Consider the following 12,272-nt stretch of genomic DNA (forward strand, 5'->3'; position numbering starts at 1 on the left):
TTTTTATTCGATCCCTTCTACTGTTTCATGTAATGTTTTACGAACTGCGCCGGTTCCTGTTAGCATCTTAGCGAACAAGTGACCCACGTTTTCAGCGATTCCTGCTTGATAGAGATCCAAACCAAAAATCTGCGGATTTGCTAAGATTGGTCGAATGATCTCTTGAACATCGGCGGCTGACCCCAACTGACACTCATGTAAAATCTCTTGCAATTCTGCTAAGAGGGGATCAGGACTTGGGACAAATGGATGGCCTTCATCATCGATCGCTAAGAGATAACGCAACCAGCCAGCAATCGCTAAGGGAATGAAAGTCAGCTCAGAAGCCGAGCCTTCTTTCTCCACATACTTTTTGATGGTTTCGCCAAAACGGATGGCGATTTTCTGTGAGGTGTCTGCGGCGATGCGCTGTGGGGTGTCAGGAATCAGCGGATTCGGTAAACGAAGACCGACCACCTCATCGATAAATTTCTTTGGCTGAATGATCTCAGGATCTTCCACTACCGGCAAGCCTTCACGATAGCCGATTCCTTTGATCAAAGCGACAATATCTGGATCGGTCATTTCCGCAGCAATGGATGTATAGCCGAGTAAACAGCCGAACAAACTCATTGCCGTATGCAGTGGATTCAAACAAGTTGTGACTTTCATACTATCGGTTTTGTCTACGATCTCTCGACTCGTCAAGATCACCCCTGCTTTATCTAAATTCGGGCGACCGTTCGGGAAATCATCTTCAATCACCAAGTAATGAGTCGCCTCTGTGTTAGCAAACGGAGCGATCGTCGTTCCTTTATCGGTCCGGATGACTGGCAGCTGCTGAATGCCAGCTGCTGCTAATTCTTCTGCAACTGCTGTTGAAGGATTTGGCGTGATCCGATCGATCATTGACCACGGAAACGTCACTTGCGCGTTGTTTTCTAAGTATCGAACAAACGCTTCTGAAACATGCCCCAGCTTTTGCCACTCTTTTGCGATGGTGACAATCGCCGCTTGGAAACGGAGCCCATTTTGCGAAAAATTATCGGTGGAGACCATAGCGATCGGAAGAGCCCCTGATTGAAAACGATCCCATAAAAAGCTAGCCAAAATGCTCATTGTATGGTTGACCTGATGAGGACCCGCAGCGAGATCCGCTTGGACGACAGGCAAAAAATTCCCCTGACTGTCTTTTAAGCCATAGCCTTTTTCTGTGATTGTTACGGTGACCAGCTGTAGTGACGGCTCACGAAATACTTTGCGTATATGCTCATAACTCGCAGTGCGGGAAGGATGGCAATAATAACTAGCCGCCGTTGACTGGAGCAATTTTTTCTCCAACCGTCCCCCTTCGTGCATGATCACTTCTAAAATGTCATTCTCGTAAGGCGCGTACACTTGATCGATCACCTGTTCATCAAAGGTTTCACACACTACGATTCCTTTTGACAACGCTTGTTGATCAATCAACATTTGGGCTACTTCTGCGTGAAAAGCCCGATACAAATTCCCCCCACCAAAGTGTAGCCATTGAAACTGAGTATCTGATTGATCCCTCACTTCTTTGGGAACGACCGGCATCGTAACTCCTGCCTGCTTCAAGGCAGCAAAATCAAACATCCTACTTCCTCCTTTTTCGTAAAACTGATATATTAGTATTCTAGTTCATTCCATACTGAATTGCAAGCCTTTACAAAAGGTTATTCACCTTATATACTAGTTTTATTACTCAAAACTATCCCTAGGCATATTTCTTCAGAGTTATTCTTTCGAAGGTAATTGAATGCCTGATACAGAAAGAAGCGTTTATGTTGAACCCTACAAATTTTCAATCACAAGCTTATGAATCAATCAAAGAGTTGATCTTAACCGCCAAGCTGATTCCCGGTCAAAAAATATCTGAAAAGGAATTGGAGCAACGGCTAACCATCGGTAGGACGCCGATCCGTGAAGCAATTATTCGTCTGCGCCGTGAAGCATTGATCCATGTCGTTCCCCAAAGCGGTACCTATATTTCTAAAATCAGCATCAAACAAATTGAAGAAGCTCGTTTTGTCAGAGAGACGCTTGAAAAAGAAGTATTCGTAGCTGCCTGCCAAGCCGTTACAGAAGAACAGCTGAAAGAACTAGAAAAACTCGTTATTTTGCAGCGGACCTATGCCCAATTGAAGGATGAAATCGAGTTTTTCCAACTCGATGAGGCCTTCCATCAGTTGATTTATAAAATCGCCGACAAAGAAAATGTCTGGAATTGGCTACAAACGATCAATCTGCCATTAAATCGCTTCCGCTTCTTACGTTTAGAGGTGGAGGAATTGTCTTGGGAAATTATTTTGCGAGATCATGAAGAAATCTTAGCAACCTTAAAAGAAAAAGACCAAGCCAAAATTGCTCCCTTGGTCGGACAACACATTGATGTCATTGATAACGATTTGATTTTTGTGGAAAAGGCCTTTCCCGATTACTTTACGGAGTAAAGCTATTTGAAAATCATGGACCTTAAAAACCACCCTCGTCGAGTAGATAGCCTACTTGACGAGGGTGGTTTCATACGCTGAACAAGCGAGAATACGCTCATTCGATTGGGTGATAACTAAAGCCTTGACCCAGTACTTCTGAGACATTATTGACGATCACAAACGCTTTTGGGTCAATAGTCTCAATGATTTGTCTGATCTGCATAAACTCTTGGTCGCTGGCAACGATCAGCAGCACTTGCTTGTCGGCTTGCTGGTAACCGCCTTGGGCAGCCAACAGGGTTGCACCCCGAGCTGTTTTATCAAAGACCGCTTCTCGAATCTCATTCACGTGGTTCTCACTTAAGATCATGATAGATTTCTTTCGGTTAAAGCCGGTTTCAATGTAGGTCATCACACCAGAGGTGATCACGATCGATAAGATCGCAAACAAGAACTCTTCAAACCCGAAAACGAACAAGTTCATGGAAACAACGATCGCATCAGTCGCCAGCAAGCCAATCGCTGGATTCAAATTAAAGTATTTCTTGAAAATCAGCGGTGGAATCGTTGTGCCGCCGCTGGAAGACTGATTTTTGTACAAAATCGCTACTCCTAAAGCAAAAATCGCACTGCCAAAAATCACGGAAAGCAACCGGTCTTCAGCCACCATATATTCCGGAACTAAAGCAATTGCTACTGGAAAAGCAAAACTACCATAGAGGACTTTCAAAAAAGGCCCCTTCCCTAAAAAGGCATAGGCAAGAATAAGCATGAGAATATTCAAGACCATGATCACAGCCGCTCGATCCCAACCGAGTGCTGACTCTAATAAAATACCGATTCCGCTGACACCGCCAGCTGCCACATGATGCGGTCCTAAAAATAAATTGATGCTTGCCGCTAACAAGAAAAGTGCTGCGGTGATTTTTCCATAGGTTTTCAGAATTGTCATTTGTTTCCTCTTTTCTCTGTCATTTTCACGGTTTATTCAAGTTGCTTTGCAGCCATTCTTACTCCTCACTATACGCCCATTTGATGTCACCGACAAAATTTATGTTTAGCCAGAGGGAATAACCGGAAATCTGTTGGCTGATTGCCTGATTCAATCGTTCTCGCAAGGGATCTTGCTGACCTACTGTATCGAGAGGAGTTGCAGGTAAAATCACTACATCTAATTCCACAATGACTTGATTACCGACTTTGGCGGTACGTAACACAAAGTCCACCACTTCTTCTGCGCGCAATTCTTTTTCAACGATCGTCATGATGGTCTCCCGCAGTTCTTCTTTTGGGGTAGAGGAAGTCAATTCTAAAATCGCTGCTTTCAACTCTTTTATCGAAAGCTGGATAAAGAACAAGGTGATCCCGATGGAGATGATTGGGTCGACATACATCGCAAAATTCCCATAGGGACTGCCTTGGATCAGCCAGGACACAAGAAATGAACCGACGACACCCAGACTAAAGAAAAAGCCGAAACGCCATTGTTCTAGTTCCACCCAATAAAAGGGATGGGTCAGTGGTTTCTTTTTTAAGTACAAGTAAAAAGAGAAACAGTAGATCGTACCAACCAGCGAGAAATACAAACCGATTGGATCAATCATGCCATCACTGACGTGTAATAAACTAAAAGCAGACTCAATGATCCCATAAATTGAGATCAGCAGGATGATACTATATTGAATAAATACCACTAATGGCATCAATGCCTCTTTACCGAATGGGAAACGTTCAAAATCTTGGGCTTGGATATATTTTGCCACGTACAAAGCAATCAGTGACATCACTGCACCAATCAATGTATAGACCCCATCTAACAAGAGGACGTTATAACTGACCAGCAACCCAAAAAGCAAGGCCCCGCCACCATAGATACTCCCAGCGACAATCGATGCCAACAAAAGCTTGCGTATTTTTTTCTTTTCACTCATGATATTCCTCATCTTTCACAAAAAAACTATTCTTTTGATTGCGTTCTTCTATCTATAAGCCTATCTTCCCATATAAATAACATGAAAAACAGTCAATTTTTTCATACAAAGCGGAAAAAAATAGTGTTGCTGTCAATCATTCACTCTATTCTCTAATGACGTATATACGGTTTTCCTCTTCCTCTCTTTTTACATTCTGGTGTAAATCCCCTTGACTACACAGATTGATTCCCTTATCATCAAGGGTAACCATATTCAATCAGAATTTTCAGAATATTCCGTTATATTTTTCATGACGGCGATTCATTGGAAGACAGGGAGGATGAAGAGAGTGAAAGAAACAAAACAAGTCCCATGGACAGGAGAACCAAATCAACGTGCGATCAACTATTTGAATGAAGAAGGCAAAGTGATCGTTTGCCCAACTAAAGTCGGCTATATCATTGCCGTCTCTGATAAAAAAGGGCTGGAACGCAAGTTTTCAGCGAAGAATCGCAAGCGTAACAAACCAGGCGTCGTTCTTTGCAGCTCATTGGAACAGCTACATGAATTAGCCGAACTAAATGCGGAAACCGCCGCCGTTTACGAAACTTGCTGGAACAATGACGTGTTATTCGGTGCGATTTTGCCTTGGAAAGAATCAGGAAAAGCCTATATCCCAAACGATGGTTCAGAAGAATTGATGACGGACGTTCGGGGAACCAGCTGTTTTGTGATCAAATTCGGTGTCCCTGGTGAGCAGATCTCAAAAGAACTTTGGGATCAGCAAAAGAAATTGCTTTTCGCCAGCTCAGCGAACCCTTCAGGCAAAGGAAACCGCGGACTTGTTGAAGGGATCGGCGAACAAATCGCGCAAGAAGCCGATCTAATCATTGAAGGCAACGACTATGTTGCATCGATCCAACCAGACAAAACGCTGGAAACCCGCTATGAGCAAGGAGTCATGGTTTCTTTCGTTGATAAAGACGGCAACTTGATTCCTGAGCAAGGAGACCAACGCTCCATCACACCCGCACCTGTCTTGATCCGTAAAGGACTCGATGTTGAAAAAATCCAAATGTACCTTTCTGATCACTTCAACTCATGGGACTATCGCCACGGGGAGTACTATTGATCTTTCATTGTCAACAAGGAACCGAAGAACCAGCTAGCTGCCCTCCTTTTCAAGGAGAACCACTCAGCTCGTTCTTCGTTTTTTTAATTGAAAAAATACTTTTCTTCTATCGTTTTTCTTTCAAAAGCTGAATGATCTCTGCCTGCTGTTTGATGATCGTATCTTGTTGCTTGATTTTAATCCAGTTTTGATCGATTTGGATAGCTGCTCCGAGATTTTTGTAACTAAGGTTGGGGATCTCCATGAAATGTATTCGGTGTGCAGATAAGTCATTAAAGATCTGGACAGACAGACCATCACTCAATTCATGGATCTCTTTTTCTTCAAGATATTGGTTGATCAGATTTTCTACAGTCAAACGCTTTTTTCGTTTCTTGCCTTTTGTGCCATTCGAATTTTCGGATTTCTTGTTCGTACCAAACATTTTTGTTCTCCTTTCGTTAGGTCATCCTTCCTTCATTTTGTGATTCCGTATCTCTTCTTCAGTGACCAAAATAAAATCGAGCGAAACTTACATGTAAATATTTTGTCATAAAACAGCATTATTATCTACATATTATTGTTTTTAACGATAAAAAAGAAGGATGAATTACGATCTGGTTTTATCTGTCTTAGAATTCCAACTCTATTTCTGCTATAATACCCTCATAAACACATAGGAGGTACTCGATGAAAAAGCATTCCTCAATTGCTTTCTAGGGGACGACGCCAATGACAGTGACTTTGGACTACACTTACTGCTGGGTTGTGGGCTGCCGCAACACAGTGCTTAGCACAAAACGAAAAAACTAAGCGTGGTACGGATTGCGAAATCGCATGAAGCTGGAAGCAGAAGTAATCGTTACGGACGGTGAATGTGTCCCTAGCCAAAGAAGCCTGATGAAGAACGAACGGAACCCTTTTCTCTCAAAAGAAATCATTCTTTTGGAGGAAAGCAAAATGAGAAAAGATGAAAATACGACCTTTGTTTGTAAAAACTGCAGTACGCCTGTGGCACCCTTGACCAATGGTTCTTACCGCAACCATTGTCCCCAGTGTCTGTATTCGTTACACGTGGATATTCGCCCGGGTGATCGTCAAAATACTTGTCATGGCTTGATGCGACCGATTGACTATCGCCAACATTCCAAAAAAGGCTATCAGCTGCTGCATGAATGCACCCGCTGCAAAAACCAGCAGTGGAATATCGTGGCACAGGATACGCAACAGCCAGACCATTTTATTGAGTGGTTGACTCAAACCGCTGCGTATCACTAAAAAACCAAAGAAGACCATGCTTAAGGCTGGTCTTTTTTGTTTATCAGATCAACGGATCTCTTATACCACTAACTGCTCATAGACATTGTCGTCATAAGAAGCGCTTGCTTTAACCTAAAAAAAAACAGCCCGCTGTTTCGTCGATTGGTTGACGAAATTGCGGGCTGTCCTGCTAGTGTCTTCTTGATGATTTTACGTTGGTTTGCGCTTATTCAAAAACGAATTGATTGTGATACAGTTCTGCATAAAAGCCGTCAGCCGCCACCAATTGATGGTGATTGCCTTCTTCAATGACTTCGCCGTCCTTCAAGACAACGATGCGATCGGCATTCAAAATCGTCTTCAAGCGATGGGCGATCACAAAACTGGTTCGTCCTTTGATCGCTTCATCCATTGCTCGTTGAATTTTCGCTTCAGTCACGGTATCAACGTTACTGGTGGCTTCATCCAAAATCAACAATTCTGGATTGGTCAAAATCGTTCGGGCAATACTCATCAATTGTTTTTGACCAGTACTGAAAAGATTGTTCTCTTCGGTGATCTCCGTGTCATAGCCTTTTTCCAACGTCATAACAAACTCATGGATATTGGCTTGTTTCGCTGCTGCAATGACTTCGGCTTCAGTCGCTTCTGGTTTCCCAAAAGCAATGTTTTCGCGAATCGTCCCTGAGAACAACACGGATTCTTGCAAAACGATTCCCACTTGAGAACGCAGCAGATCCAAGTCTAGCTCCCGGATGTCGATGCCGTCAAAGGTCACAGAACCACCATTCACATCATAGAAGCGATTCAACAGGTTCATGATGGTCGTTTTTCCTGAACCCGTCGGTCCGACTAATGCGACCATTTCGCCTTTGTTGACTGTGATCGAGACATCTTTTAGGACCAATTTTTGACTGTCATACCCAAAGTCCACATGATTCAAAGCAACCGCCTCTTTGATGCCCTTCACTTTGATCCCGTCTTTTGGTTTGACTTCATCAGGTTCATCAAACATTTCATTGATTCTGCGCGCACCGGTGATCGCCAATTGAATCATGCTGTAACCAGAAGAGATCTGCATCAATGGTTGATAATACTGCTGCGAATACTGGACAAAGGTCACAACTAATCCTAAAGCAACGGAACGTTCTAAGTCACCGTTTAATGCTAACCAGCCACCAAAGAAAATCACGATTGCCGTGTTCAACAAAGACATTCCTTGCATCAAGGGGAAAAGCAGCCCAGAGTAGACTTGCCCTTTGTAGGTAGCTTCGCGGACTTGTTGGTTGTGGACCAGAAAACCATCGATGGTTTCTTCTTGCAGTCCATTGGTGATGATGATTCGTTGACCACTGATTTTTTCATCGATATAGCCGTTTAATTTTCCGACTTCATCTTGTTGCAGATCGACATATTTGCGGGCTTTTTGGATCACGATCACCGCGATCAACACCGCAATCGGGGTAGAAGCAATCGTTGCCCATGCCAATTCAACGTTTTGACGGAACATCATGATCAAGATTCCCGCCATTAAGACTACATTGGTCAGCACTTGCAACAATGCTTGGTTCAGACTGTTTTGGATGTTATCCAAGTCACTGGTAAAACGGCTCAAAATATCACCGTCTTGATGAGAATCAAAGAATTTGATCGTCAATTTTTCCAGTTTATTAAATAAACCGATCCGCATTCTGTTGGTTGATTTCCCCACCACTTGCGTGAACAAGATACTATAAACAAAATTGGCTGCACTGGCTAAGACATAAAAAATCAACAATTTCCAAATGATCGATAGAAAAGCTGATTTATCATCGACCCCTTGCATCAAACCGCCAACATAATTCGCCAACTCTTGGAACGCTTCTCCGACAAAGACTGGCGCTTGCACTTGCAGATACGTTGCCAGAATCACCGTCACAAAAATGAATAGAAACGACCACTTGTATTGTTTTAAGTAATGGTAGAAAAATTTACTCGCTTTGAACAAATCTGTCATGGTTACTCCTCTCCTTTCTGTGTTGCGAAGATTTCTTGATAAATAGCATTGTTATTGGCTAAAAATTCATGGCTTCCTTCACCAACCAGACGTCCATTATCTAAAACGAAGATGCGGTCGGCTTTCACAACAGAGGCAATCTTTTGCGCGATGATGATCGTTGTCGTGTCTTTTAATTGTTTTTCAAACGCTTCGCGAACCAATTTTTCCGAACGAGCATCTAATGCACTCGTACTATCATCCAAAATCAAAATTTTCGGTTCACCGATCACCCCTCGAGAAATCGATAAGCGTTGCTTTTGTCCTCCAGAAAAATTGCTGCTGCGCTCGGAGACCGGTGCTTCAAACCCAGCGGTCAATTTTTGAATAAATTCACTGGCTTGGGCGATTTCCGTTGCGCGAGACATCTCAGATTCTGAGGCGTCTTTTTTCCCTTGCCGCAAGTTTTGGGCAATCGTTCCTGAAAAGAGGATCGCTTTTTGCAAGACAAAAGCGACCGTTTTACGCAAGCTTTGTTCATTGACTTCTTTCAAGTCAACGCCGCCAACTCGCACGACACCTTCCGTTGGGTCAAACAAACGGGGAATCAGCTGCGCCAGTGTTGATTTGCCGGCACCAGTCGCCCCTACGATCCCAATCATTTCGCCAGGTTTGATGGTAAAACTGATAGCCGTTAGGGCATTTTTTTCATCCCCAGGGTAACGGAAACTGACGTTTTCAAAAGCGACACTTCCAGACAACTCTTGTTCTGGGACATCTTGGTATTGCAGATCCGGTTCGGTATCTAGAATCTCTTTGATCCGTTTTAGCGAAACTGCAGCCCGCGATGTCATCATCATCATCATGCCGCCGATAATGATCGCCATCATAATTTGCATCAAATAATTCATGAATGAGGCAATTCCCCCAATCAAGGTTGGATCATCTTTCGCTAGATCACTGACAAAGAAAATCGCGCCGACGACGGCTAAGTTGGCTGCCAGCATAAAGGAGGGGATCATGACAGAGAACAAGGTTCCTACGATAATATTATGCTTCGTTAACGTTTCACTGACTTTGGAAAAGCCTTGTAGCTGGTTTTCTTCTTGAACAAAAGATTTCACCACACGAATCCCCATCAAATTTTCTTTGGCAATCCCATTGATTTTGTCGATCAAGTTCTGGATGATCATAAAGTGTTTGCCCATCCGTGTAAAGGAGAGTGCCGTAATCACTAGGACAGCGATAATTAGTAAGACGATGATCCACCAAAGTTGCGGCATGGTTGTCATCGCCAAAATGAAGGCACCGATAAATAAGAACGGGATGCGAAACAACGATTGCAGCGAGATCATCACTAAGTTTTGAATTTGCGTGATGTCATTGGTCAAGCGCACTACTAGGTTTCCTGCCGAGAAGGTTTCGATATTACCAAATGAGAATGTCTGGATTTTCCGAAACATCTCTTCCCGAATATCGGCACTAACGCCTTGCGCCACTTTCGCAGAAAAAATCGTGTTGATAATCCCTGCAACAAGGCCCAGCAATGCTAGCCCAATCAGCTGCACACCAATTTTTTTCATTTCATCATTGTTTTCGGTAATAATTGATTCTAGCACTTGCTGCAAGAGCTTCGGCTGCCATAATGCAGCAACGACCATTAAAATGACCGATAATAAGGCAATGCCGGTTGCCGCTTTGTACTTTTTGACATGGCGTAAGACCAGATCCATATACGTACCACTCCTTTGTGTTTAGCAGAAAAGACTGCCAAAAAATTTCGGTTGCACAACAATTTACCATGGATCACGACGGGAAACAAGCGAACAAATAAAACAAAAAGAGCTTTCATGAAAGCTCTTTGAAAATATTGCATAAATGTTGTCGAAAATAACGAATAGTAAAGGGATTATGATGATCCTCGATATTGGTTTGATTATTTTTTGTCGCTAAATCTTTGACTTACGATTCGCTGTTTTCCAGCTCACTTTTTTGTTTTTTTGTCAGTTTTTGTTTGACTAAATCGTAGGAAACCAAAATCATTTGTTCGATGTTTTCTTCCATCAAGGCATCAGATGCCAACTTGATGGTATTCCAATGGGTCTTATTGGCATAATACCCTGGAATGATGACGTCAGGAAATTGCTCTCGCAGCGTTTCGTTGACCTCGGGCAGATTTTTCAAAGTCAAAAACGCTGTTTCTTCTGGTTGTGGACTCATGATTCCAAACTGCTTTCCTACTAAATCAAAGTAGATTGCATCCCAATCTTCGCGATAATAGACTTTGGCTCCCGGCAAGCCTTCCCCAAATGCTTGAAATCGCTGCATTTTTTGTGCAATTTTTTCTTCAATCGATGTACTCATTGTGTGTCCCCCACTTTCTGCTATCAAAATCGCCATTTTCTGTCTCAATTTTGACAGATTGAATCGCTTGCTGCTCTATTTCCTACTATTATACATGGTTGTCGTGGAAAAAGGGATTTTTTATCAGTGGCATGTCGACTGATAATGACGTTACATGCAGCTGTAAGCGGCGTTACATTCATTCACCTTTCTCAGAGGACACAAAAAAGCCCTCATCAGCGAGTAAGTTGTACTCGCCAATAAGGGCAATTGATTACTAGATGTCATGGACAAGATTCATTTGAGAATCTTAGTACCAACCATTTGCTTCCCAGAATGCTTTGGCAGCAGACCAAGAACCATAACGTGATGCAACATATTCATCGGCAACCTTTTCTTGGTTAGCAGCTGAATAGTCACCATTTAAGTAAGAGTTGGTTAATTGGTAACGGCCATAATATTGTCCGTTTGTCGCTGTGTAAGAACCACCAGATTCTTTGTTTGCGATCCATTCTTTTGCTGAAGCTTCTGAGCCGCTAGCTGAAGAGCTGTAGCTTGAGCTGCTTTGTGTGCTTGCAGCAGATTGTGTGTTGCTTGATTGTGAAGCTGCTGGTTCACTTGGTTGTTGTACACTTGCTGCAGCAGTCGTGCTTGCAGATTCTGTATAAGTTGCAGTGCCATCTGTAGGGATGATCAATGCTTCCCCAACAAAAATCAAGTTTTTATCAGCAATCTCGTTTGCTTCAACGATCGCATTGATCGTATCATCAGAGCTATAACCGTAAAAGTTAGTAGCGATTGTTGATAATGTATCACCAGATTGAACAGTGTATTGTTCGTCTGCAAAGGCGTCTTTCCCACCTAAGAAAAGGCCGAAACCGGCAAGGACAGCTGTACTAAGTAAAACAGTTTTTAAAGACTTCATATAATTAAATCTCCTTCTTTGAAACTCATTTTGCGTCATTTGAGATGACTCAAGCGCATAAACAAGTCTAACATCGAAGAATATTTCATAGGTAAAGAATTCATTACAGATGATTACGAAAACGACAGTTGCCTTACGTTTCGTAAGAATTTGAGAATCCTATCATATCAAGCTTTGCTCTGCTGTAATTTTTAACATTACAGTTATTTTGTTTTCAGGTAAACCAGTTAACCTTAGAAAACCTTTCCTATATTACAAAAAACCCTCTTTTTACACAGGATTGTAACAAAAGAAGGAACGAGACAAG

General features: G+C 42.6%; 11 protein-coding genes. 3 read left to right on the forward strand and 8 right to left on the reverse strand.

Annotated elements, in window-relative coordinates:
- Positions 1-3 precede the first annotated feature (3 nt).
- Positions 4-1,599, reverse strand: coding sequence for a mannitol dehydrogenase family protein (locus IGI77_RS14215; protein WP_438770244.1), 1,596 nt, complete (start codon positions 1,597-1,599; stop codon positions 4-6).
- A 188-nt stretch (positions 1,600-1,787) separates the two neighbouring features.
- Here IGI77_RS14215 and IGI77_RS14220 point away from each other — a divergent pair, with 188 nt between their 5' ends.
- On the forward strand, positions 1,788-2,456 hold the full coding sequence (locus tag IGI77_RS14220; RefSeq protein ID WP_151195146.1) for a GntR family transcriptional regulator: 669 nt from the start codon (positions 1,788-1,790) through the stop codon (positions 2,454-2,456).
- Positions 2,457-2,553: 97 nt separating this feature from the next.
- Here the strand turns inward: IGI77_RS14220 and IGI77_RS14225 are convergent, their stop codons facing one another.
- Positions 2,554-3,390, reverse strand: a complete 837-nt coding sequence (locus IGI77_RS14225; RefSeq protein WP_005234105.1) for a YitT family protein — start codon at positions 3,388-3,390, stop codon at positions 2,554-2,556.
- 58 nt (positions 3,391-3,448) lie between these two features.
- Complete coding sequence (locus tag IGI77_RS14230) at positions 3,449-4,369, reverse strand: cation transporter (RefSeq protein WP_194193383.1); 921 nt, start codon at positions 4,367-4,369, stop codon at positions 3,449-3,451.
- A 322-nt stretch (positions 4,370-4,691) separates the two neighbouring features.
- Here IGI77_RS14230 and IGI77_RS14235 point away from each other — a divergent pair, with 322 nt between their 5' ends.
- Positions 4,692-5,483: an L-threonylcarbamoyladenylate synthase gene (locus tag IGI77_RS14235; protein ID WP_275854040.1), complete on the forward strand. Its 792-nt coding sequence runs from the start codon at positions 4,692-4,694 to the stop codon at positions 5,481-5,483.
- A 106-nt stretch (positions 5,484-5,589) separates the two neighbouring features.
- Here the strand turns inward: IGI77_RS14235 and IGI77_RS14240 are convergent, their stop codons facing one another.
- Positions 5,590-5,907: a hypothetical protein gene (locus tag IGI77_RS14240; RefSeq protein WP_194193385.1), complete on the reverse strand. Its 318-nt coding sequence runs from the start codon at positions 5,905-5,907 to the stop codon at positions 5,590-5,592.
- Positions 5,908-6,422: 515 nt separating this feature from the next.
- Here IGI77_RS14240 and IGI77_RS14245 point away from each other — a divergent pair.
- Positions 6,423-6,740: an RNHCP domain-containing protein gene (locus IGI77_RS14245; protein ID WP_170927546.1), complete on the forward strand. Its 318-nt coding sequence runs from the start codon at positions 6,423-6,425 to the stop codon at positions 6,738-6,740.
- Positions 6,741-6,948: 208 nt separating this feature from the next.
- Here the strand turns inward: IGI77_RS14245 and IGI77_RS14250 are convergent, their stop codons facing one another.
- The 4 genes from IGI77_RS14250 to IGI77_RS14265 all read right to left on the reverse strand — a co-directional run bounded on the left by IGI77_RS14250 (position 6,949) and on the right by IGI77_RS14265 (position 11,965).
- Positions 6,949-8,718, reverse strand: coding sequence for an ABC transporter ATP-binding protein (locus IGI77_RS14250; RefSeq protein ID WP_438770245.1), 1,770 nt, complete (start codon positions 8,716-8,718; stop codon positions 6,949-6,951).
- Between the two features lie 2 nt (positions 8,719-8,720).
- On the reverse strand, positions 8,721-10,430 hold the full coding sequence (locus IGI77_RS14255; RefSeq protein WP_060791424.1) for an ABC transporter ATP-binding protein: 1,710 nt from the start codon (positions 10,428-10,430) through the stop codon (positions 8,721-8,723).
- A gap of 229 nt (positions 10,431-10,659) precedes the next feature.
- Positions 10,660-11,061, reverse strand: coding sequence for an MmcQ/YjbR family DNA-binding protein (locus tag IGI77_RS14260; RefSeq protein ID WP_010749917.1), 402 nt, complete (start codon positions 11,059-11,061; stop codon positions 10,660-10,662).
- Positions 11,062-11,350: 289 nt separating this feature from the next.
- The gene (locus IGI77_RS14265; RefSeq protein ID WP_005228480.1) at positions 11,351-11,965 is read right to left on the reverse strand and encodes a LysM peptidoglycan-binding domain-containing protein; all 615 of its coding nucleotides are present in this window, start codon (positions 11,963-11,965) and stop codon (positions 11,351-11,353) included.
- Between the last annotated feature and the right edge of the window lie 307 nt (positions 11,966-12,272).

This window comes from Enterococcus sp. DIV0213h (assembly GCF_051711285.1).
In the GTDB taxonomy this organism is placed as follows: Bacteria; Bacillota; Bacilli; order Lactobacillales; family Enterococcaceae; genus Enterococcus_D; species Enterococcus_D casseliflavus.

Excerpts from the sequence above, each read along its gene's own strand:
- IGI77_RS14215 (WP_438770244.1), bottom strand. The coding sequence starts at position 1,599 with ATGTTTGATTTTGCTGCCTTGAAGCAGGCAGGAGTTACGATGCCGGTC.
- IGI77_RS14220 (WP_151195146.1), top strand. The coding sequence starts at position 1,788 with ATGTTGAACCCTACAAATTTTCAATCACAAGCTTATGAATCAATCAAA.
- IGI77_RS14225 (WP_005234105.1), bottom strand. The coding sequence starts at position 3,390 with ATGACAATTCTGAAAACCTATGGAAAAATCACCGCAGCACTTTTCTTG.
- IGI77_RS14230 (WP_194193383.1), bottom strand. The coding sequence starts at position 4,369 with ATGAGTGAAAAGAAAAAAATACGCAAGCTTTTGTTGGCATCGATTGTC.
- IGI77_RS14235 (WP_275854040.1), top strand. The coding sequence starts at position 4,692 with ATGAAGAGAGTGAAAGAAACAAAACAAGTCCCATGGACAGGAGAACCA.
- IGI77_RS14240 (WP_194193385.1), bottom strand. The coding sequence starts at position 5,907 with ATGTTTGGTACGAACAAGAAATCCGAAAATTCGAATGGCACAAAAGGC.
- IGI77_RS14245 (WP_170927546.1), top strand. The coding sequence starts at position 6,423 with ATGAGAAAAGATGAAAATACGACCTTTGTTTGTAAAAACTGCAGTACG.
- IGI77_RS14250 (WP_438770245.1), bottom strand. The coding sequence starts at position 8,718 with ATGACAGATTTGTTCAAAGCGAGTAAATTTTTCTACCATTACTTAAAA.
- IGI77_RS14255 (WP_060791424.1), bottom strand. The coding sequence starts at position 10,430 with ATGGATCTGGTCTTACGCCATGTCAAAAAGTACAAAGCGGCAACCGGC.
- IGI77_RS14260 (WP_010749917.1), bottom strand. The coding sequence starts at position 11,061 with ATGAGTACATCGATTGAAGAAAAAATTGCACAAAAAATGCAGCGATTT.
- IGI77_RS14265 (WP_005228480.1), bottom strand. The coding sequence starts at position 11,965 with ATGAAGTCTTTAAAAACTGTTTTACTTAGTACAGCTGTCCTTGCCGGT.